The organism is Lentzea guizhouensis (assembly GCF_001701025.1).
In the GTDB taxonomy this organism is placed as follows: domain Bacteria; phylum Actinomycetota; class Actinomycetes; order Mycobacteriales; family Pseudonocardiaceae; genus Lentzea; species Lentzea guizhouensis.
Genome location: NZ_CP016793.1, coordinates 7243527 through 7265931 on the forward strand (window position 1 = coordinate 7243527; position 22405 = coordinate 7265931).

The following is a 22405-nucleotide window of genomic DNA, read 5'->3' on the forward strand; positions in this document are numbered from 1 at the left end:
CATGATCGCTGACCTGCCGGGCACCCCTGCTGTGGCCGATGACGTCCACGCGCTGCGCGCGCAGATCCGGTCGTTGTGCGACGCGCACGGCGTGTCACTCGAGCTCCGGGCCAGACTGGTGCTCAGCGCGACCGCGTTGGTGCGCGAGCAGCTGACCACCGGCCCCGCGACCGTCCACGGCGACCTCCGCACCGAGCGGGACGGCACGTCCGCCACCCTGGTCGTGACCGTGCCCCTCCTCGCGCCACTCGACCTCGCCGGGCCGCTCACCCTCCCCCTGCCACCCGACCCCACCGACGCGCCCGCGGCCGTCTGGCGTGTTCCCGTGCAGGCCCACCCGCGCGGTGGTCAACCGGCGGACGTCATCGACGACCAGAGCGCGACCGAGCTGGAACTGCGCGCCCTGCTGGCCCGCAACGACGCGCTGGAACGCGAACACCTCCAGCTCAAGCACGAACTGTCCGAGACCAACAGCGGCGTCGTCGCCATGTACGTCGAGCTGGAGGAGCGGGACGAACAACTCCGCCGGGCACACGCCGTGATCTTCCGCGAGCTCGAGGACGCCCTCCGCCCGCCACCGCCGATCGTCCCCGGCGTCGAGCTCGGGGTGCACTACCAGCCCGCCGACCGCGACGCCCCCACCGGCGGCGACCTCTACGACTGGTTCGTCCTGGCCGACGGCACCCTGCAGATCACCGTCGTCGACGCCGTCGGCCACGGCGTCACCTGCACCCGCAACGCCTTGAACGTCACCCACACCATCCGCACCCTCAGCCTCGACGGCCACCCGCTCGAGCACCTGGTGCGCCGGGCCGCCGAGATCGGCGACGGCCTCATGGCCACGCTGCTGATCGCCCGCCTGGACCCGCGCACCGGTGCCCTGCGCCTGGCCGGCGGCGGCCACCCACCCGCACTGCTGGTGCCCGCCACGGGCGAACCCCGGTACCTGCCGGCCAAGGGGCGCGGAGTCGGGTTCCCCTCGCCCGGCAGCACCGGCGTCCACGACAGCGTGCTCCTGCCGGGAGACCAGCTGCTGCTCTACACCGACGGGCTCGTGGAGAGCCGCGGCGACGTGGAGGAAGGCGAGCTCCGCCTCGTCCGCACCGCGCAGGCCTACGCGCGTCGGCCGCTCAGCGAGTCACTGCCCGCGGTCGTCGAGGACATGCACGACGTCGTCCTGTACACCGACGACACCGTGCTGCTGGGCGCCCGCTTCACCGGAACCGGACCGGCCGGTTGAGCCGGACTGGGCGTCCTCACGCCGTCTTGGTCAGGCTTCCGGACCGCCGGCCGGTACCTCGACCACCGGCAGCTCCCTGCGCAGCAGACCCGGCACGAAGTCGCCCATCCAGTCCGTGGTCCCCCAGAGGAGCTCCGCCTCCTCCCGCAGCTCGCCGAACTCCGCCTTCGTGATCTTCACCCGCTGCCCCGCCAACGCGCCTGTCTGGTAGTTCTTCCAGTACCAGTTGGGCCGGAAGAGGCCGCGATCGGTCTCCTGCAGGGTGAAGATCCCGTTCTCGTCCTCCAGCAGGTACGGCGCCATGGCGTACTGGGCCAGCTTGCCGTCGCGGTACATCAGGAAGAAGTCGAGGAGCTGGAGCGCGGCGAACCCGGTGATCTTGACGCCGGCGCGGAAGGTGACGCGGGGCCCCAGTTTCACCTGGTGGCGTTCGGCCCATTTCGCGATGTTGCCCTCTTCCGCGGCGTCCACCGCGTTGAGCTCTCGTCCCGCGCCGAGATCGGTCCGCCGGCGCTTGATGATCACCTGTTCCGCGGCCCTCTTCGCCTCGTCCAGCGCCGACGCGAGGCTGCGTCGTCCCGACTCCTGGATGTTCAGGACCGCCTTGACCTCGTGCACCTCGATGGTCGTGGACCTGTTCTTGATGAGAGTCGACCAGGTGTGCTTGTCCTTGTAGAGCCGCTGCGCGATCTCCCTGGCCGTTGAGCCCGTGTAGACGACGGCCTCGCCGTCGATCGTTCCGCGGACGGTGTAGACGTGGCCGATCACGACCGGCTGGGCTGCGGCCGGTGCCGGTGGACCGGTGCGCTGGACCGTCGAACCCCGCAGGAGTGCAGTGGCGGCGGCGTTGCCGGCGTCGCGCTGCAGTGCGAGGAACCGGGCGGCGGCGGGTGAACCTGGCGTCACGGGCCTGGCTGGTGCCGCGGCGGCGTCATGCGCTGGTTTCGCGGGCTTCTCGTGCAGGTTCACGAGAGCCACGCTAGGGAGTGAGTGGTTCTGCGAGCAGGGCGTGCGGCACGGAGATCGGGGCACGAACCGCTGCCCGCACGGGCAGGACGGCGAGCAGCTCCGTCGCCTCCGTCAACCGGGCGGCGCTGTGCTCGGCTGCCGCGGCCCGCGGCGTCGGGCTGCTCCGCGTCGACCTGATGGCCATGCCGGTCACCGAGGTGGAGCTGCGCGGAGGACGCCGCCGCCGCGTTCGCCCGCCGGTGCCGAGTGTGCTGCTCTTTGGGCTCGCCTGGTCGGAACCTTCCGTCCTATGAGGACTACGCCGGCTACACCGACAGGGAGATTCCGGTGGTAGGCCCTCGAACCCGTCGACCGTGAAGGTCAGCCGCCGGAGCAGAGCTGAGCGAGCGCGGCGGCGCTCGGGCTGCCCGGTTCCGCGGTGTACATCACGAGCTGCAGGTCGGTGCCGGGGAGCAGGAGCGTCTGCCGGTCCAGTTCCACCTCGCCGAGCTCCGGGTGGTGCAGTTGCTTGCGCAGGGTCGGCACGGGTCGCACGTCGTGGTCGCGCCAGCCGGCGGCGAAGTCCGGGCTGTGGGTGGCGAACTCGTCGGCCAGCTCGCTCAGGACGTGATCGGCCGGGTTGCGGGCGGTGGCCGCGCGGAGGTGGGCGGCGGACTGCCGGGCGAACTGGCCCTCCGCACCCGCCGGTGCCGAGCACAGGGAACCGGCCAGCCGGACGGACAGCCGCACGGTGTTCCGCTCCTCGGCCGGCAGCAGGCTGAAGTCGGTGATCAGCGCGGCGGCCGCGGCGTTCCAGGCCACGACGTCCTGGCGCTCGTCCACCAGGTAGGCGGGGATCGGTCCGAGCCGGTCGAGCAGCCGGCGGGCGTCCGCGGGCACCGGGCCCCGGTCGGCGTCCGTACCGGGCGGGACCTGGCCGGCCAGCCGGGCCAGGTGCTCGCGCTCTGCCGCGGTGAGCCGCAGGGCCGTTGCCAGCGCGTCAGCACCGCCGGTGACGGGCGGGGTGCGGGCCTGCTCCAGCCGTTCGTAGTAGCTGACCGACATCCCGGCGAGTGCGGCCACCTCCTCGCGGCGCAGCCCGGGGTGCGCCGGTGCCCGGCCGGCGGGGAGCGCCGGGACCTGCTGCGGGCGCAGTGCCTCGCGCCGGCGGCGCAGGAAGTCGGCCAGTTCACCTCTGCTCACCTCGCCCATGGTGGCACGGGGCGCCCGGCTCAGCCACGGACCGGTGGTCCGGGGCTCCACCGGCTCTGCCTCGGCGACGGGCCCGAGTCCAGTCTGGACCGGTACGCACCGATCAACGCTGGAGGACATCGTGCCGAGCAGCCCCGAGGAGACGTTCCGCCGACTGGTGGACCTGTTGCTGGCCAAGGACATGAACGCCGTGGCCGACCTGTGGGCGGAGGACGGCGTCGCCGAGTTCCCGTTCGCGGCGGGCACCTCACCGCGACAGCTGGCCGGGCGGGAGGAGATCCGCGGCTACCTGACCGGTTACCCGGAGCGGATGGACGTGCGCGAGATCCCCGCGGTCACGGTGCACCACACGGAAGTGCCGGACACCGTGGTGGTGGAGTACAGCGCGAACGGACACACGGTCCGCACTGGAAAGCCCTACCAGCTCGACTACGTCGTGGTGATCACCGTCAAGGACGGCCTGATCACCCGCTACCGGGACCACTGGAACCCGCTGGCCACCGCCGCGGCCGCCGGAACGCTGTCCGAGCTGCTCGACTCGCTGCGTCCAGGAGCCGTCCGATGACCGGTGTGCTGGTGACCGGCGGAACCGGGAAGACCGGCAGTGCACTGGTGGAACTGTTGCGCGGCAACGGTGTGCCGGTCCGGGTGGCCGGCCGCGCGCCCGCCGCCGACGACCCGGACGCCGTCCGGTTCGACTGGGAGGACCCGGCCACCTTCCAGACCGCACTGCGCGGCGTGGACCGGGTGTTCGTGGTGCCTCCGGTGCAGAGCCTGGATCCGTTGCCGTCGGTCGCACCGTTCCTGACCGAGGCACAACGCCTCGGCGTGCGCCGGGTGGTGCTCCTCGGCTCCGCCATCGTCCTGCCGAACGCCCCCGGTGCGCTGGAACTGGCCGCGCAGGTGCGGAGCCGGCCCGGCGGGGTCGTGCTGCGCGCGTCCGGGTTCATGCAGAACTTCCTGAGCCCGCACCCGCTGGGCGAGCGGATCCGGCGGCACGGCGAGATCCGCACCGCCGCCGGTGACGGCCGATTGGGGTGGATCGACGCGCGGGACATCGCGGCCGCCGCCTGCGCTCTGCTGAAGGATTCCGGCGCCGAACTCGACGAGCGTGACCACCTGGTGACCGGGCCGGAGGCGTTGAGCTGTCCGGACGCGGCGACGATCATCACCACCTGCACCGGGCGGCCCGTGCGGGTGGTGCACGTCGACGCCGACGAGCAGGCGGCCGGCTACCGGGCGGCGGGCATGCCCGCCGAGTTCGCCACCGCCCTCGCCGCCGTGGAGGACGGCATCCGGGCCGGTCGGGAAGAACAGGTCAGCACCGCGGTGGAAGACCTGACCGGCCGGCCACCGCGCTCCTTCGCCGAGTTCGTCCAGGAGCACGCGGGCGAGTGGGCGGGTGTTGGTTCGACGACCGCGAATTAGTGTGTGCTGCCATGAGGCGTCTCGTGGTCGGCATCGCACCGCGGGAGACGGCCGCAGCCCGTACCACCGCGGTGCCCGAGCTCCGCCCGACACACCAGGGATGCCGATGAGACCGCTGACCTTCAGCGATGACAAGGACAACGAGCAGGCGTGGCTCCCGACCGACCCGCGGTCCGCCGCCGACTCGTTCCTGGAGTTCGTCGCCCGGCACCGGGAGGCCGGCAGCACGTCGTTCTGCCTGGAGGACGAGGAGAACGAGGAGGCGCTGATGTTCCTGTTCGAGGTCGGCGCCCTCTGCCGGGTCAAGGGGTGGCAGGACCCGCGGACCGAGTACCGCGTCGTCACGAGCAGCGATGACCACCGCGCCCAGGCCACCGTTTTCGTCCGCGGTGGTTTCTCCGGCCTCGACGCGCACGGCCCCTGGCTGCCGGATGTCGACAGCCTCTTGCGGGCACGGTCGGATCGTCTCCGCCAACGGGCCGCGCGCACTGCTCCCCAGGACGACGAAGCCCGCGACCGGCGTGCCGAAGGACTCCGGTCGGAGTTCGACAAGTCCGTGCTGCGCCGGACCCACCCACGCGAGCTGCGCCGTCGCCTGGAGGTCCTGACCCGCTCCGACGGCCGCGAGCCGACCACGGTCGCCGGGGTCACGCACCACGGCTACGGCAACGGTGACACCGTCAACGCCTGGTTCACCGCCGAGGGTCGCGGCCTGGTGGTGACGTTCGACCACGCCAGCCCCCTCAACTCCACCGGCGACCCCCGCGCGCAGGCGGCGTTGTACGACGGCGTACCGGCGGATCTTCTCGCCCTGGTGAGGGATGCGCCGGAAACGGGCACGACGCTCAACGTCCCGCATCCCGACGGCGGCACCGTGGTGGCCGCCACCGGCGTCTTCACCTTCGCCGGTCCGTGCGCCATGGCCGACGGTCTGGTGATGCGCTTGCGGGACGACGGGTTGGGTGTGGAGGCGACCGGGGTCGGCCGGTTGCTGGAGGGCTTCCTCACGAAGGAGGACTTCGCCCCCGCCGCGGAGCAGGTCGCGGTGCCACTGGACCGCGACGCGGTGGACCGCTTCTGCCGGATCTGGGCCGATTCCGGGTACAACGACCGCTGGGACGTGCACTACGTCCTCTTCGACAGCTGCACGCTGCAGGAGGCGGGCGAGACCCGGGGGGAGCTCCTGGGGTTGGTCCGGACCCTCGGACTCGAGCGCGTCGACGCTCCGCCGGGAGCCGCCACCGGCGAGGTGTGGGTCCGCACCGACCCCCGCATCGACGCGGAGCTCGAGCGCTGGTCGTGAGCACCACACCGGACCGGGAACAGCTGAGGCCGAACGCATGTGACCTTACCGACACGGACGCGCCGCGTGATCGATTCCGTCGCCGGAGTGAGGCGTTACCGGACGCGGTGTGATCATCGTCCCCCTTGCGGAACTGCGGCGTTCTTGGTCATCCTTCTGCCCGTTTGGGCGAGATGCGTGGTTGGTCGGGGGACACGCGCAGTCTTATTAGGGGCAATACGCATGACGCGTCGTTCAGCGACGCGGCGGTTCCGTGTGCGCTGCACACGGTTGATCGCCGCATCGCTCGTGGGAGCACTGACGTTCTCGCTGGCCGAAGTGCCGGCGATGGCCGCACCCGCACCGAAGTCGCCGGCGGTCTCGCCGGCCGCGGTGCCGGTGCTGAAGGCCGCTGACCCCGCCGCACCGGCGGTGGCACCGGCCAAGCCCGCTGCGGACTTCACCCCGTTGCTGGGCAAGGAGAAGGGCAGCAGCTTCGACCCCGAGCGGTCGAAGGTCGTGGGCCGGTCCACGTTCGTCGACGAGTACGAGAACCCGGACGGCACCAAGACGATCAAGCAGTCGACCGAGCCGCGCAACGTCAAGGACGCGCGTGGCACCTGGCGTGCGGTCGACCCCACGCTGGTGCCGGACGGTCCGACCCGGCGGGTGAAGGCCAGGCAGCACCCGCTGAAGCCGACCCTGGGCGGCGCCGCGGACGACCCGGCGCTGGTCACCGTCGAGTTCGAGGGCCACAAGGTGGCGCTCGCGCCCGAACGCCCGGCCAAGGACCGCTTGGTCAAGGTCGCGGACAAGGTCGCCGAGTACACCGACGTCTCCCCGGACACCGACCTGACCTACGAGGTCACACCCGGTTCGCTGAAGGAGACCATCAAGCTCAAGAAGGCACCGGGCACCAACAGGTGGCGCTTCACCCTCAAGACCGGCGGGCTCACCCCGGTCGTGACCGAGCAGCAGACCGTCGAGCTGCGTGACGGCGCCGGCGTGCCGAAGATCGTGATGCCGCCGATCGTCACGTGGGACTCGACCGGCGACGCCGACACGCCGCCCGCGCAGACCGGCGGCACCTACGCGGTGGAGAGGTCCGGCCAGGACTGGACGCTCACCGTCGCGGTCGACGAGGCGTGGCTGAAGGACCCGAAGCGGGTCTACCCGGTCAGCGTCGACCCGACGTTCACCTTCGGCGTGGCGTACTCGGAGTCGTACAAGTCCGACGGCTACTGGTGCTCCAACTGCGGTGTGCAGGTCGGCAACGCACTGGACCGCGGTGACAAGTACTGGCGCAGCGCGATCCGGTTCAACTACGACACGCTGTACGGCAAGCGCGTCGTGGGCGCGAAGCTGGACGTGACGAACCAGCGCTCGCCGCTCAGCCCGGACAAGACCTGGCCCGCGCACCTATACCACGCCTCGGCGATGGACTTCAACGGTCTCGGCGGCCACCTGGCGACCGGCCTGGTCGGCCAGGTCGGCACGTTGACCGGTGACAGCCTGAGGTCGTTCCTGCAGCACATCGCGGACATCCGGCACATGGCGACGTTCATGGTCGTCGGCCACGAGGCCGGCGGCACGTGGACCTACAAGAACCTCAGCGCCACCCTGACCGTGGACACCGGTTCGGCGCCGCCCGCGCCGGGGCTCGTCGGCCCGGCCGACCACAGCGTCATCACGCACACCACGCCGGCGCTCGAGGTGCAGCCCGTCAGCGACCCCGATGGCGACCCGGTGAAGTACTGCTTCACCGTCGCCACCGGCACGGACGCGAAGTCCGGTGTCGTGGTCGACTCCGGCTGCCTCGACACTCCGAAGTGGACCGTCCCGCCCGGTGTCCTGCAGGACGGTGTCGCCTACACCTGGCAGGCGAAGGCGGTCAGCGGTGCCACGGTGACGGTGCCGAGCGCGGTGTTCCACCTCAAGGTCGACCAGCGCATCGGCGACCGCGGCCCGGCCCCGGTCGACACGCTCGGCCCGATCAGCGTGAACCTGGCCAACGGCAACGTGACCACCACGGTCGAGGGACCCACCTTCTCCACGGTCGGCGGCTCCGCGGGCCTGAACATGACCTACAACTCGCAGCAGCAGGAGCAGAAGGGCCTCAAGGCCTCCTACTTCCCGGACCTGTCGCACAACGGTGAGATCAGCCCGCAGCAGCAGCCCGTGCTGGTGCGCACCGAGCCGCAGGTGAACGTGGACTGGGGCCACACCTCGCCGTTCGCGCCCGCACTGCCGCAGGACTGGTTCGTCGCGCGCTGGGAGGGCTACTTCCAGGCACCGGCGGCCGGCAGGTACCAGTTCGCCGGTGTGCACGACGACCGGCTGCGCGTGTGGGTCAACGGCAGCTCGGTCTACGACCAGGGGTGCTGCAGCGACGTCAACTGGGGCGTGGCCACCGAGGTCCAGCTCGCCGCCGGCCAGCGGGTGCCGATCAAGGTCGAGCTCGCCGAGGTGTCCGGTGCCGCGTACCTGCGCCTGTTCACCCGCACCAGCGACGGCACCACCGTGCCGCCGCAGGTCGTCCCGGCCGACTGGCTGCACTCGTCCGACCTGCCGGCGCTGCCGAAGGGCTGGACGCTGAGCGCGGACCTCGACGGCACCGGCACCACGTACACCACGGCCAAGGTCACCGACCAGAACATCGTCCTGACCGACGCCTCCGGTGCGAAGCACACGTGGACCAAGAAGTCGACGGGCGGCTACACCGCGCCCGAGGGCGAGTCGGGCGTGATCGCGCTCGACACGACGGGCCGCGTCACGCTGACCTACGGCTCGGACGTCCACGTGTTCAACGCGGAGGGCAACCTGGAGTCGCAGTCCACCGCGACCGACACCCGCAAGCCCGCCGCGCTGCAGAACGTCTACAGCGGGTCGCCCTCGCGGCTCAAGGAGATCAAGGACCCGGTCTCCGGCCGGGCGCACCGCCTGCACTACAACCGGACCGGCGACGACTGCTACGGCGGTCAGGCCGCTCCCGCACACGCCGACCCGCTGCCGCCGGCCCAGATGCTGTGCCGGGTCGTGTACTGGGACGGCAGCCAGACCAGGCTGTTCTACGCGCAGGGCCGGCTCACCAGGGTCGAGGACCCCGGTCAGGAGATCACCGACTTCGGGTTCAACTCCTACGGCCTGCTCGACAACCTGCGCGACAGCTTGGCCGTGGACTGGGTCAGCGCCGACTGCGCCGCCCGGTGCTCGTCCGACCAGGCCAACCACTTCGTCCACTACTACGACGTCACGGCCACCAAGCCGCTCGCCCGCCAGGTCTTCCAGCCGAAGCCGGACCAGCACGACCGGCCGCGGCACGGGTACCGGTACGACCCGGCCAACCGCACGTCCTACGTGGACGTCGACGGCGTCACCCCGGCGACCGGCTTCTTCAGCAGGGTCACCTACGACGACGCCTTCCGGCTGCTGTCCACGACGGACGCCACCGGCAAGACCTCGGCGCAGACCTGGAGCGTCAAGGACCAGGAGCTGACCTCGACCGACGGCGCGGGCCGGATGTCGACGACCGTGTACGACGCACAGGACCGCCCGACCGACAAGTTCGGCCCGGCGCCCGCGACGTGCTTCACCGGTCAGCTGCCGAAGCCGGAGTGCGCGGCCACCGTGCCGCACACGAAGACGAGCTACGACGAGGACCTCAACGGGCTCGCGGTGGCGTTCTACGACAACAAGGAGCTCGCCGGCGCGCCGAAGGTCTACCAGACCGGGCTCGCCGCCGACGGCACGCTCGCCCGCAACTGGAGCTACGACGCCCCGGTCGCCGGCATGCCGGCGGACGCGTTCTCCTTCCGCGCCACCGGTGACATCGTGTTCCCCGAGTCCGGCAGCTACAAGATCCGCGTGCTGGCCGACGACGGCGTCCGGGTGTGGATCGACGACACCAACGTCATCGACGACTGGATCCTCACCGGTGCGAAGTGGCGCGAGGCCACGGTCACGAGCCCGCACGCCGGTGCCGCGAAGAAGATCCGCTTCGAGTACTACGAGGAGCACAGCCCCGCCCAGGTCGAGCTGCACTGGACCACCCCCGGCGGTGTCCAGCAGGTGGTGCCGGGCACCAGCCTGAAGCCCCGCTACGGGCTGACGACGTCCACGCGCAAGCTGCAGTCGCACGGCTACGGCGACCTCGTCGACACCACGAAGTACAACGAGAACGGCCTCGACGCGGCCTACGGCCTGGCCACCAGCAGCACGTCCGGCGGCGTGGTGACCAGGGCCGCGTTCGAGCCCGTGGGCACCGGGTTCCTGCGCAAGACCAGCCGGACCGCCGAGAACGGCGCGGAGACCACCTACCAGCACTACGGCGACACCGAGACGCGCGACAACCCCTGCACCCCCGAGGTCGAGTCGATCAACCAGGGTGGCATGGGCAAGCTGAACCGGATGCCGTCCGGCCGCGTCGACGAGCAGGTGTTCGACGCCTCCGGCCGGGTGGTCGCCAAGGGCACGTCCGGCAAGTGGACCTGCACGACCTACGACGAGCGAGACCGGGTCGTGAAGATGACGTACCCGGCCAACTCGGCGGAGGGCGAGCGCACCGTCACCACGAACCACGCGGTGAACGGCGACCCGCTCGTGTCGAGCGTGACCGACCACCACGGCACCGTCACCACGCGGGTCGACCTGCTCGGCCGCGTGGTCGAGTACACCGACGTGCACGGCGTGCGCACGGAGACGAGGTACGACCAGGCCGGTCGCTTCACGACCGAGAAGGTGAACCTGCCGCTGAACCCGGCGCAGACCCTCACCCACACCTTCGACGACGCGGGCAGGCAGCTGACCACGTCGCTCGGCGGCGCACTGCTCGCCACCTCGTCCTACGACGCGGCCGGTGAGCTCAAGTCGGTGACCTACGCCAACGGCACCTCGCTGGCGGCGATCGGCAGGGACGGCACCGGCCAGACCACCTCGCTCACCTGGCGCACCCAGCCGGGTGCGGAGATCGCGTCGACCGTGACGCGCATCCGCGGCGGCCGGATCGTCGACGAGTCGCTGAACGGGTTCGACGCGAGCCCCGGCGGCGCGAACTACGTCTACGACCCGCAGGGCCGGCTCGTCGAGGCCCACGTGAAGGGACACGTCTACAAGTACGACTTCACCAACGCCGCCACCGGCTGCCCCACCGGCTCGGTGGGCAACGCGGGCCTGAACAGCAACCGCCTGCGGCTGCTCGACCAGACCGCGGCCGGCACGGCGGAGACCGGTTACTGCTACGACGCCGCGGACCGGCTGCTGGGCACCGTGGGCACGAACGCGGTGACCGGCGTGAAGTACGACGCCAACGGCAACACCACCGAGTACACCGCGAACGGCTCCACCACCCACCTGACGTGGGACTCGGCGGACCGCAACACCGGTGCCCGCTCGGTCGGCGCCGACCCGGCGGCGGTCGCCTACCAGCGCGACTCGTCCAACCGGATCGTGCGCCGCGGTGCCGAGCAGGGCGACCAGCTCCAGGTCGCGCTGTACGCGCACACCGCCGACGGCGACACCGCGGACATCGTGCTCGGCCAGGACAAGAAGCTGTTGTCCCGCTCGATCTCGCTGCCCGGTGGCGTGCTGCTCACCATCACCGGTGACACCCGCACGTACGGCCACCCGACCGTCCGCGGCGACCTCGCGCTCACCACGGACGCGGCCGGCCACCAGGCGGGTCAGCTGCGGCACTACTCGCCGTTCGGCGAGCCGCTGGCCGACGGCGGTGCGGTGGACACCGACGCCGTGCCGGACAACGTGCCCGGCCAGGCCGACTTCGGCTGGCTCGGCCAGCACCAGCGCCTCTACGAGCACGCCGGTGCGCTGTCGATCGTCCAGATGGGAGCGAGGCCGTACAGCCCGCTGCTCGGCCGCTTCCTGTCCGTGGACCCGGTCGAGGGCGGTTCCGCCAACGACTACGACTACGTCTACGGCGACCCGGTCAACATCACCGACCTGGACGGCAAGTGCCCGTTCTGCGTGGTGCTGGCGGGCATCGCGATCCGCGCGGCCGCCCGCCCGGTCGCCGGCTGGGTGGCCAGGACCGCGGCACCGTGGGTGGCACGCACGGCGGCGCCGTGGATGTCGAGGCAGGCCACGAGCTTCGGTGGCTGGCTGTTCCGCAGCAAGACCTTCGGCACGGCGAGCCGCTTGTTCGGCAACAACACCATGGGTGCCGCCAAGATGGGTCTGTTCAACGCCAAGACGTTCATCCGGGCCGGGTGGAGCATGAAGTCGCTGAAGCCGCTGGGCATCAAGAAGGCCGCGCAGGCGGTGTTCCGCGTCGGTGTCGGCAAGCGGCACTTCGACCTCTTCCGAGGTCCGATCTCGATCAAGGGGAAGTGGTTGAAGTGGTGGTAGACGACCTGGTGCGGTCGTGGCAGGAGGAGATCGCCCGGCTCGACCCGCGCCTGCGGGACCTGGTGATCACCGTCGACCACGGCGACTTCTGGCACCTCTCGTTCGACCTGGGGGAGACCTCGCACGAGGCCATCTCCGGCGACCTGGAGACGTTCGCGTTCACGGACGGGTCCGGGTACTTCGAGGACGAGGTGGCCGTGGCCGGCGTGCCGCGGCGGCTGGTCCAGCTGTTCGCGTGAGGTGAGGGAACGGCCCGTCAGGATTCGTCCTGGCGGGCCGCTTTCATGCTTCCGGAGCTAGCTCGCGGCGTTCATGAGGTCCACCGCGCTGTGCTGACGCGCCGCGTCACTGCGCTGGAACGGGCCCGCCCACGGCTGGTCGTAGGAGTCCGCGCTGGAGCGGTCTCGCGCGTGCGCGGTGTCGGCCTGCCGGCGCAGGTAGGACGTGTACGGGCGGTCGGGCAGTGCCCGGTTCAGCGCGGCCAGGGCCCGGACGTAGACGCCCTTGAACGAGGGGACGTCCCCGCCTCCGCCGTCGTCGAACAGGATGCCGCCGGGGTTGAGGAAGCTGCTGCCGGTCGAGGCGTCGGCGAGGGTGCGGGCCTTGGTGAGCAGGCTCGCGTCGCCGGTGGCCCGGTGCAGCTCGACCAGTGCGGCGAGCGGAACGCCCTGGTTGTAGCTCCACGGTGTGAGGTTGTTGTTGGCGCAGCCGGCGTTCAGGCCGTCGTTGACCAGGTTGGCGCCGTTGATCATCTTGCTGTTGAGGAACCAGGTCCAGCCCGTCCTGGCACGCTGCAGGTAGGTGGAGTCGCCGGGGATCCTGTTGTGCAGGGCGGCGTTGAGCTGGACGTACAACGAGTTGGCGATCGCGTTCTTGTAGTTCTTGCTGGAGCTCCACCAGATGCCGCCGCCGCACACGGAGTCCCAGAACCGGTGGACGTGGTTCGCCCCGGCTCTGGCGGTGTTGAGGTACCTGCTGTCCCCGGTGAGGTCGTAGGCGGCCAGCCACGCCAGGCCCCACCAGGCGACGTCGTCGTTGTAGTCGTTGATGAAGTCGCCCTGCCAGGCCGTGCGGTTGAGGTCGTAGGTGCGGGCGACGGCGTAGCGGTAGCTGTTCATCCCGGTCACGCGGATGTTGTCGATGACCGCGGTGAGGGCGTTGGCCGAGTTCCACCAGCCGGTCGTGTCGAACAGGCCGGTGCCGAGGTTGTAGCGCTGCATCAGCGCCGTCGCGGCGGCGGTCCGGCGTTCACCGGCGTTCCAGGTCGTGCGGTACCAGCTGGTGCACGCGATCGTGGACGAACCGGCCGGGCGCCCGCAGGCTCGCAGCAGGCCGACGCCGAGGCCGGCCCAGTCGTCCACGTTGAACATCATGGTGCGCCAGGTGCCGAAGCCCGCGGGGGCCGCCGTGTTGCCGAGCCGGGAGCCGGTGCCCCAGCTGACACCGGCGTCGAAGGAGCGGTCCAGCCACACCTCGTCGCCCGGCTGGGCGGCGGAGACCACGGCCCAGCCCATCGCGTCGGTGTCGTTGAAGCGCAGCGAGATCTGACGTCCTCCGACCGCGACGGTCTGGGCCAGGCGGTCTGCAGGTGCGAGTGCGGGGTCACGGGCGTCGCAGTACCTGTTGCAGATGACGGCCGCCGCCCCCGGCGGGGTGCCCGCGGTCGACGGCGGGGCGCCGGTCGCCGATGGCGTGCCGGTGCCAGGCCGGTGCGGGGAGCGCCGTGCGCTCAGCGGAAGAGCGGGGTCGCGGTCGTCGCAGTAGTAGTCGCAGTCGGCAGCAGGTTGGGCAGCCGCCGGTGCCGCCGCCGGTGTCGCCGACACGGGCGGAACGGCCAGGACGGTCGTGGACACCATCAGGGACGCGAGAAGCGCAGCTCTCAGCATGAGACCTCCCGGTGCAGGGTGGGTGGCTCGGCAGTGACTGAGAGCGCTCTCATCCTCAGGTTAGGGTTCGGGTGCTTCGGCCGTCAATGCTCCTGATGTGCGGTCCTGGTACCGCAACCCGCTGAACGTCGCGGTGAGTAGCCGCGCGGCGCCGTCCACTGTGGATCCGAAGACCTCGTGACAGCGGCCGGCCCGGACTCGGAGATCATGCGGCTTCGATGATCCGCTCGCGGCGGTGCGGGTCGTGCCGCCACGCCCTCGTGACCGCACTAGCGGTTCGGAGAGGCCCCGCGCAAGAGGCGTTGTCGCGGAAGACCACGATGCGGAACGCTCCTGACCGGCGATGTGCGCGGAAGTACATTCACGGCGTGCCCAAGATCCAGGCGTCACGTTGGCTGCTGGTGCGGCTGAGTGCCATCGCAGCGCTGTTCCTGGTGTGGCAGCTGGTCGCGCTGGCCCAGATCTGGCCCGCCGCCGTGCTGCCGAGCCCCGGTCAGGTGTGGCGGCAGCTGCTGTCCACATCGGACTTCGGCAACGGTCAGGGCGGCTACGCCGGTTCGACGCTGGTGGAGCGGCTGGGCGTCAGCCTGCGGCGCGTGGGCTACGGGTGCTTCTACGGCGTGCTGCTCGGTCTCGTGCTCGGGCTGGCGATGGGTCTGGTCCCGGTCGTGCGGGCGGTGACCGAGCCCGCCGTGGCGTTCCTGCGCGCCCTGCCGCCGCTCGCCTACCTGAGCCTGCTGGTGATCTGGTTCGGCATCGACGAGGAGCCGAAGGTCTACCTGCTGATGATCGCCGCGTTCCCGCCGGTCGCGGTGGCTGCCGCCGCTGCGGTGAGCGGGGTCAACCGGCAGTACGTCGAAGCTGCGCAGGCGTTGGGCGCCACCGCGTTGGACGTCATCCGCGCGGTGATCCTGCCCGCGTCGGGGCCGGAGATCCTCACCGGCGTCCGGCTCGCCGTGGGCATCGCGTACAGCTCCGTGGTGGCGGCGGAGACCGTGAACGGCGCCGACGGGATCGGCGGGATGGTGCTCAACGCCCAGCGCTTCAACCAGACCGCGGTGGTCATCCTCGGTCTCTTCGTCATCGGCATCACCGGCCTGGTCATCGACTCGCTGATCGTGGCCGCCCAACGTGCGTTGTCCCCGTGGCGCGGACGCGCCTGACCGAGGAGTCGTCATGCCGATCTCGCGCAGGAACATGCTCGCGCTGCTCGCTTCCGCGCCCGTGCTGGCCTCCTGCGGCGTGGGTGGCTCGTCGCCGGGCGAGGGCAGGAGCGTGCGGGTGGCGTTCCAGAACTTCGCCGACAGCACGCTGCTGGTGAAGGACCAGCGGACGCTGGAGAAGGCGTTGCCGGAACACAAGATCACCTGGACCGCGTTCGACTCCGGCGCGAGCATCAACACCGCGTTCCTGGGCGGTGCGATCGACCTCGCGGTGATCGGCAGCAGTCCCGCCGCCGCCGGCCTGTGCCCGCCGCTCAACATCCCCTACCAGGTGATCGAGCTGCTGAACGTCATCGGCGACAGCGAGGCGCTCGTGGTGCGCAAGGCCACCGGGATCACGAAGATCTCGGAGCTGGCCGGCCGCAAGATCGCCGCGCCGTTCAGCTCGACCGCCCACTACAGCCTGCTCGCCGCGCTGGAGCTGGGCGGGGTGGACGCGGGTTCGGTCACGCTGGTCGACCTCGAACCGCAGAACATCCAGGCCGCGTGGCAGCGCGGTGACATCGACGGCGCCTACGTCTGGACGCCGGTGCTGAGCGTGTTGCAGCAGGACGGCGTGACGCTCACCGACAGCGCGAAGCTGGCGGCCGCCGGCAAACCGACGCTCACGTTCACGGTGGCGCGCAAGGAGTTCCTCGACGCCAACCCCGACGTGGTCGGCAAGTGGCTGGCCGCGACGAACGACGCGATCAAACTGATCAAGACCGATCCCGCGGCGGTCGCGGCCGCGGTCAGCCGCCAGATCGGCATCGGGGAGGCGGACGCGCTGGCCCAGCTCAAGCAGAACATCTACCTGGACCACGACGAGCAACGCGGCCCCGACCACTTCGGCACCCCGGGCGCACCGGGGCAGCTGGCGAACCGCCTGCGCGACACGGCGGAGTTCCTGCGCGAGCAGAAGAAGGTCGACCAGGTGCCGGACCTGGCGACGTTCCAGGCCGCGCTGCGAGCACCGGGAGCCGGGAATGCCTGACGTCGCCGAGCTGAGCGGGGTCGAACACTCCTACCGCACGAAGGAGGGCCCGGTGCCGGCGCTCGGCCCGCTGGACCTGGCGGTGCGACCGGGCGAGTTCCTGGTCGTGGTGGGCCCGTCCGGGTCGGGCAAGAGCACGTTGCTGCGCCTGCTGGCCGGGTTCGAACGTCCGTCCACAGGGGACGTGACGCTGCTCGGCCACCCACCGGTGCCCGGCCGCGAGGTCGGGGTGGTGTTCCAGCAACCCCGGCTGTTCCCGTGGAACACGGTCGGCGGCAACATCGCCACGGCGCTGAAGTGGGCGAAGGTCCCGAAACCGGACCGCCCGGCGCGGGCGGCGGAACTGCTGTCACTGGTCGGGCTCGACGGCCTCGGCCCGCGCCGCACCTGGGAGATCTCCGGCGGACAGCAGCAGCGCGTCGCCATCGCCCGCGCACTCGCCGCCCGGCCGCGGTTGCTGCTGATGGACGAACCGTTCGCCGCACTCGACGCCCTGACCAGGGAACGGCTGCAGGAGGACGTGCGTCCCCTGGCCGGTGACGGCAGGTCGGTCGTGTTCGTGACGCACAGCGTCGACGAGGCCGTGTTCCTCGGCAGCCGCGTGATCGTCCTCACCGACCGGCCGGGCCGGATCGCGCTCAGCCTGCCCGTCGACCTGCCCCGCGAGGGCTTGTCAGCTGACGAACTGCGCGGCTCACCGCGATTCGCGGCACTGCGCGGTGAAGTGAGCGCCGCGGTGCGGGCCACCCTGTCCACCCGGCCGGGTCTCATGGTCTGACGGACGTCGTGATCCGTGCGGCGACCTGTTCGGCGTTGCGTATCATTCGCACTGCCCGCAGAAGTGCGGTCACAGCGGAACAGCGTTCGAGGTCCAGCAGCGTGCCTGCGACGCATGGAGAGGGATGCGGCAGTGAGCGCCTTGGACAGCCATGACCAGACCGGTGAAGTGCAGCGTGCGACGGCGGCCGGGGAGGACGACCTGCGCACGTTGTTCGGCGAGTCGACCGCGATCTTCGCGTCGTTCTCGGGCCCGACGCACGTGCTGGGGTCCGCGAACCCCGCGTTCATGACCTCCATCGGCCAGGACCGGGCTCGCCCCGGCCTCGCGCTGGCGGACGTGCTGCCGGAACCCGCAGGCCAGGAGTTCCTCGCGCTGGTGGACCAGGTCCACCGCACCGGGGAGTCGTGCACCAGCCGCGACGTGCGGATCGTGCTGGGCAACGGCCCGCACGCGCGGGAGGCGTTCTTCGACCTGACCTGCGAGCCGCGCCGGGACCGTTCCGGCGACGTGACCGGGGTGCGGGTGATCGGCGTGGAGACCACGCAGGTCAAGCACGCCCAGCGGCTGATGGCCGAGCACCGCGCCCTGCTGGAGCAGATCGCCCGGCAGGCGCCACTGGCCGACGTGCTCGACGGGATGGCCCGCAGCATCGAGGAGCTGGTCCCGCAGGAGCTGTTCGTGTCCGTCCTGCTGGCCGACCCGGACGGCCTGCACCTGCGGCACGGCGCCGCACCCAGCCTGCCCGACTTCTACAACGAGGCCATCGACGGCATCGCGACCGGAGAGGGCGTCGGCTCCTGCGGCACCGCGGCCCACCGGCGCGAACCGGTGGTCGTGGCCGACATCGCCACCGACCCGTTCTGGGACGACTTCCGCCACCTCGCCGACCAGGCGGGCCTCGGCGCCTGCTGGTCGACGCCGATCCTGGCCGGCGACGGCACCCTGCTGGGCACCTTCGCCCTCTACCACCGCACGCCACGGGTCCCGCAGGACACCGACCTCGCCCTGATCCAGGTCTTCACCGGCACCGCCGCGCTGGCCATCGAACGCCACCACAGCGACGAGGCCAAGCGAGCCGCCGAGGCACGCGCCGAGGCAGCCCGCGAAGAGCTCGCCAAGGCGGTCGAGGCCGAGCAGAAGCTGCGCGCCGAGGCCGAGGAACGCGCCGCCGCCGCCGCGGAGCTCGCCACCAGGATGCGTGCCGCCGCGGCAACCCAGGCCAGGACCCCGCGCCCGGAGCAGTGCGAGCTCGGCGGCACCGCCGGGTGCACCGAGCCGGCCGAGATCAAGGTCGCCGACTCGTGGGGTGACGCGGCCTGGGGGTGCTCGGCCCACGTCGAGCAGGCCCTGATCCACGTGCGGTCGGTGTTCATCGCCAGTGAGGAGCTCGGCGGTCTGGCCGCCTACCTGAGCCGCTGACCCGAGGTCAGGCGAGGACGACGGCCTGCGTCGCGCTCGCCCTCGTCCTGCTGTCCGTTCCGCTGCCGTGGGTCGATGGTGTGTCACGGGATGAGCAGGCCGGCGCAGCTGCCCACCGCTGCGCCGGTGGCGCATGATGACCGGGTGCGGAAGTTCGTGAACGACGACCGCGGACTACATCAAGGTGTGTGGTTCCCGAGCAGAACTCGAAACTTTCGCGCGCCACGAGGTCGGCGGGACGGCTCGAGCTTGCGGCCTGTGCGTCCGATGACCGTCGAAGCGGAGGCCGGCGGGGTGGTCAACGCCCTGCGGTCTTGCCCTCGACGGCAAGGCGCAGAGCGGTGGCCAGCCACCGCAGTTCCTCGGTGGCGTTCGGCGCCCCATTCCGCCCCTGCACACGACTGACCAGGCCGCGATACCGTTCCGCGCCAGCGTCGATCCCCGCTTCCAGCGAAACCAGCACCGCGCTCAGGTCATCACCGCGGAACATGGCGGAGACCAGCTCGATCGCTGCGGCATCGTCGGGGTGGAGCCCGTCCTGCCGGGCCTGCGCCACCTGGTTGACCACCTGCCGGGCCCACCAGACGCGTGCGCCGGGCGGTGCCTTCTGCCCCGGTGCGGAAGTGGTGAGCTCGAGGAACGTTCCCAGCCGAGCGCGGAAGTCCGGGTCCAGCAGGAGCTCTGCCAGCTCGACCCAGGCGTTCACCTGGTCGGGCGTGGGATCGTCGGGCAGGTCGATGCGGAGGTCGCGGACCCGTTCGCGCAACGCCGGGTCGATGTCGAGGCGGCCGAACACGTCGGCCTTGAAGTCGTCGATGATCTGCACGCGTTCGGTGGTGGAGAGTCGTGCCAAGCGGTTCATCAGTGCGGTCTCCTCGAGGGTGGATCGTCGTTTCGCCACGGTGGACAGAACGGCCCGGCTCACCTTCAGGGCGCGGATCTGCGCGTCGATCGCCGTCACGTGTGCCGCGGCGATCTCGGCGACCGTGTCCTGGCGGTCGAGCACGCGGCGGATGTCGTCGAGGCCGAGGCCCAGCTCACGCAGCGTGCGGACGAGCTCGACGCGGGCCACGGACGCCGCGTCGTAGAGCCGGTAGTCGCCTGACGAGCGGCCTGCCGGGACGATGAGGCCCTCGTTGGACCAGAAGCGCAGGGTGCGCGCTGGAAGGCCCGTGCGGCGGGCGAGCCTGCCGATGGTGAGCAGCTCGGTGCGTTCGTCCATGGATGCATCCTGGACGTTGCAGCCGCTGGAAGGTCAACGGGTGAATCAGACGAGGCACTTCCAGCTGTACGGGTCGGCCATGGCGGCGGGCCGGGAGAACATGGCCTGTTCGTGCGGGTTCTGGCGCTGGCAGGCGTCGTCCACGTCCACGGCGACCTGTGCGCCCGTACCGGTGACGCAGCGCCAGTCGTGGGCGGTCGTGCCGGCGAGGACGACTCCGTTCACGGCGCCGATCGACGTGCAGTAGCGCTGCAGGTCGAGGCCGCCCTTCTCGGTGAACGACGGCGGCTGCGCGAGGGTGACGGTGACGGAACTGGTGCCGGCAGGCAGGGTGACGACGCCCTTGGCGTTGTCGGCGGTGCCCGCGCTGGTCCTGGCGATGTTGCCGACGAACGCCGGCAGTTCGAACCGCACACCGCCCGCGGGGGCGGCGCCGGTCAGGGTGAGGCTGACGGTCGTGCCGGACGCGGTGATCGACGCACCCATGCGCCTGCCGCCGGCGATGGGGTAGTTGCCGACACCGGTGGTGGCGCCGTCGCGCAGCCATTGGGTGGGCAGCCCGCGGCCGACGATCACCGTGCCGTCGAGCTTCTCGGCGAGCAACGAGTCCAGCAGCACCTTGGAGGCGTTGGCCTGGCCCCACATGTGCGGGCTGGAGCCGGTGCCCGCCGTGCTGTGCGTGCCGGGGGACCAGTTGCTCGTGCCGACGGTCTGGATGCCTTCCCACCACGAGAAAGGAGCGCTTTGAGCGTTCTGGACCAGGTACTGGTAGCCGTGGATGCCCTCGGAGCGGTACCGGGAGGACGCGAGGCCGGCCGAGCCGTAGCCGGCGTTGTAGGCGCTGCTCACGCCGGGGTAGCCGCCGAAGGTGTGCTTGGGCAGGCCGGACAGGCGGCTGAAGCCGTTGTCGTAGGTGGCGTCGATCAGGTCGATCATCGGCCCGGCCGGGGTGGCGCCCCACAGCTGGCCGTCCCACGACCAGCGGCCGAACAGGAACATCGAGGCCCAGTTGCCGTTGTTGGTCTGGCCGCAGACGTTCGCGCTGCTGTTGGGGACGGCTATGGCGCACGGCAGGTAGGTGAGGCGGTTGCTGGAGATCGTGTTGTTCAGCTTGGCGTTGACCGCGTTCAGGAGGGTGGTGTAGACCCGCTCGGCCCACGCCGCCTCGGCGGTCTCGCCGAGGGTGGTGGCGATGTACCGGTAGGTCAGCAGGCCGAGCAACGCCGACTGGTTGTCGACGGTCCAGTGGCCGATGGCGTCCACCGCGATGGTGGCCTTCATGATGCCGCCGGGGCCGGTGGCGTCGGACTCGATCCGGTGCGCGGTCTGCCTGATCGTCGCGAAGTTGTCGCGGACGAACGCGGCGTCGCCGGTCTTGCGCAGGTAGACGGCCCAGGGCCAGTTGTACTTCCAGGTCCCGTCCGGGTACATCCTGGTGATGTCGTTCGGGTCGTCCTGGGCGATCAGCGTGGGCAGGTAGTCCTTGGCCCGGTTCAGGTCGCCCGCTTCCAGCAGCTGCACCAGCATGCCGACGAGGTCGTGGTTGAAGATGGCGTCGTAGCCGTTCTCGCCGACGTTGAGGCGGTTGCCGTCCTTGACGAGGTTCGTGGTGATGTACCCGGCGCGGTAGGCGTTGGCCAGCTGCGGGTCGGGCACCCGGATCTGGGCGATCTGCGCGAGCTTGCCGTCCCAATAGGACGTCATGTGCGCGTAGTGGGCGTCGTAACCACCGGCTGCCACCAGTTCCGCGGCCGTGGGCCAGGCGTGGCCCTGACCGAACCGGTCGGCCGCGATCACGTAGTCGAAGTCGGTGGTCTGGCCGGGTTGGACGGTGGTCGACGGGCGGGTGAGCGCGAGGGTCCCGCCGGTCGGTGCCGGGTCCAGCACGTGGGCGACGGTGTCGTGGTTGACGATGCGGACCCGTGAGTAGATCGCGACGAAGTCCCGGCCGCCGATCGTCACCTTGTCCCCGAAGTTGGTGATCGTGACAGTGCTGTTGTCCCGCTCGAACTGCGTTGTCAGGGCGGGGTAGTAGCCCCCGGCGTTGAACCACTGGACGCGAGCGGGGTTGTTGTAGATGCCGAACCGGACGGTGGTGTTCGGTCCTGAGTGGACGTCGAAGCTGCCGTCCTTGTGGGTGAGCACGCCGTAGTAGTCGCCATCCCAGCCGATCGAGGCGCTGTCGTGCTGGGTCACCGCTGCCTGCGCGTCGCCGGAGTGCCACGCCGGGGAGCTGCCGGCCAGGACCAGGGCGGCGGTGACGAGAGCGGCGAACCAGCCGCGTCGCTTCCGGCTGTGCGTCTTCATGACGGGCCTTCCCCTCCGAGCGCGCCTCAGCGTGGACCTCGCCGCCGAATTTGATCGTTAAAATTGGCGTGGACCAAACCAACCACAGGCTCTCGACGGCTGTCAACGGCGCGACTGCGGACGA

Annotated in this window: 16 protein-coding genes; 10 read left to right on the forward strand and 6 right to left on the reverse strand. The window is 70.8% G+C overall.

The annotated features are described in order from the left end of the window. The first annotated feature begins 1 nt into the window (after position 1). The gene (locus BBK82_RS35085; RefSeq protein WP_065918805.1) at positions 2-1240 is read left to right on the forward strand and encodes a PP2C family protein-serine/threonine phosphatase; all 1239 of its coding nucleotides are present in this window, start codon (positions 2-4) and stop codon (positions 1238-1240) included. Positions 1241-1270: 30 nt separating this feature from the next. On the opposite strand, the gene BBK82_RS35090 is transcribed toward BBK82_RS35085, so the two are convergent. From BBK82_RS35090 to BBK82_RS35095, 3 genes are all read right to left on the reverse strand, one after another. Continuing rightward, positions 1271-2209 (reverse strand): hypothetical protein, encoded by a 939-nt coding sequence (locus BBK82_RS35090; protein WP_154697673.1) that lies wholly within the window; start codon positions 2207-2209, stop codon positions 1271-1273. Positions 2210-2219: 10 nt separating this feature from the next. Further along, positions 2220-2393 (reverse strand): hypothetical protein, encoded by a 174-nt coding sequence (locus tag BBK82_RS50890; protein WP_154697674.1) that lies wholly within the window; start codon positions 2391-2393, stop codon positions 2220-2222. Positions 2394-2569: 176 nt separating this feature from the next. After that, positions 2570-3391 (reverse strand): helix-turn-helix transcriptional regulator, encoded by an 822-nt coding sequence (locus BBK82_RS35095; protein ID WP_065921589.1) that lies wholly within the window; start codon positions 3389-3391, stop codon positions 2570-2572. 130 nt (positions 3392-3521) lie between these two features. Here BBK82_RS35095 and BBK82_RS35100 point away from each other — a divergent pair, with 130 nt between their 5' ends. The 5 genes from BBK82_RS35100 to BBK82_RS35120 all read left to right on the forward strand — a co-directional run bounded on the left by BBK82_RS35100 (position 3522) and on the right by BBK82_RS35120 (position 12709). Next, positions 3522-3965: a nuclear transport factor 2 family protein gene (locus BBK82_RS35100; protein WP_065918807.1), complete on the forward strand. Its 444-nt coding sequence runs from the start codon at positions 3522-3524 to the stop codon at positions 3963-3965. Next, complete coding sequence (locus tag BBK82_RS35105) at positions 3962-4828, forward strand: NAD(P)H-binding protein (RefSeq protein WP_065918808.1); 867 nt, start codon at positions 3962-3964, stop codon at positions 4826-4828. The genes BBK82_RS35100 and BBK82_RS35105 overlap by 4 nt, the downstream gene beginning before the upstream one ends. 106 nt (positions 4829-4934) lie before the next feature. Then, complete coding sequence (locus BBK82_RS35110; RefSeq protein WP_065921590.1) at positions 4935-6131, forward strand: DUF6357 family protein; 1197 nt, start codon at positions 4935-4937, stop codon at positions 6129-6131. Between the two features lie 270 nt (positions 6132-6401). Next, positions 6402-12470 carry a PA14 domain-containing protein gene (locus BBK82_RS35115; protein ID WP_237047735.1) on the forward strand — a complete coding sequence of 2023 codons (6069 nt, stop codon included), beginning with the start codon at positions 6402-6404 and terminating at the stop codon, positions 12468-12470. Then, positions 12464-12709 carry a hypothetical protein gene (locus tag BBK82_RS35120; RefSeq protein WP_154697675.1) on the forward strand — a complete coding sequence of 82 codons (246 nt, stop codon included), beginning with the start codon at positions 12464-12466 and terminating at the stop codon, positions 12707-12709. The genes BBK82_RS35115 and BBK82_RS35120 overlap by 7 nt, the downstream gene beginning before the upstream one ends. A gap of 57 nt (positions 12710-12766) precedes the next feature. Here the strand turns inward: BBK82_RS35120 and BBK82_RS35125 are convergent, their stop codons facing one another. After that, complete coding sequence (locus BBK82_RS35125) at positions 12767-14356, reverse strand: glycoside hydrolase family 76 protein (RefSeq protein WP_237047736.1); 1590 nt, start codon at positions 14354-14356, stop codon at positions 12767-12769. Between the two features lie 368 nt (positions 14357-14724). Here BBK82_RS35125 and BBK82_RS35130 point away from each other — a divergent pair, with 368 nt between their 5' ends. The 4 genes from BBK82_RS35130 to BBK82_RS35145 all read left to right on the forward strand — a co-directional run bounded on the left by BBK82_RS35130 (position 14725) and on the right by BBK82_RS35145 (position 18752). Further along, positions 14725-15519 (forward strand): ABC transporter permease, encoded by a 795-nt coding sequence (locus BBK82_RS35130; RefSeq protein ID WP_237047737.1) that lies wholly within the window; start codon positions 14725-14727, stop codon positions 15517-15519. A gap of 13 nt (positions 15520-15532) precedes the next feature. Then, positions 15533-16552: a taurine ABC transporter substrate-binding protein gene (locus BBK82_RS35135; protein ID WP_065918812.1), complete on the forward strand. Its 1020-nt coding sequence runs from the start codon at positions 15533-15535 to the stop codon at positions 16550-16552. After that, the gene (locus BBK82_RS35140; protein WP_065918813.1) at positions 16545-17330 is read left to right on the forward strand and encodes an ABC transporter ATP-binding protein; all 786 of its coding nucleotides are present in this window, start codon (positions 16545-16547) and stop codon (positions 17328-17330) included. Before BBK82_RS35135 ends, BBK82_RS35140 begins: the two co-directional genes overlap by 8 nt. Before the next feature lie 132 nt (positions 17331-17462). Beyond that, complete coding sequence (locus tag BBK82_RS35145) at positions 17463-18752, forward strand: GAF domain-containing protein (RefSeq protein WP_065918814.1); 1290 nt, start codon at positions 17463-17465, stop codon at positions 18750-18752. A 298-nt stretch (positions 18753-19050) separates the two neighbouring features. Here the strand turns inward: BBK82_RS35145 and BBK82_RS35150 are convergent, their stop codons facing one another. Both BBK82_RS35150 and BBK82_RS35155 read right to left on the reverse strand, forming a co-directional pair. Further along, positions 19051-19974 carry a helix-turn-helix domain-containing protein gene (locus BBK82_RS35150; RefSeq protein WP_065918815.1) on the reverse strand — a complete coding sequence of 308 codons (924 nt, stop codon included), beginning with the start codon at positions 19972-19974 and terminating at the stop codon, positions 19051-19053. A gap of 45 nt (positions 19975-20019) precedes the next feature. Next, complete coding sequence (locus BBK82_RS35155; RefSeq protein WP_065918816.1) at positions 20020-22281, reverse strand: hypothetical protein; 2262 nt, start codon at positions 22279-22281, stop codon at positions 20020-20022. Positions 22282-22405: the final 124 nt, after the last annotated feature.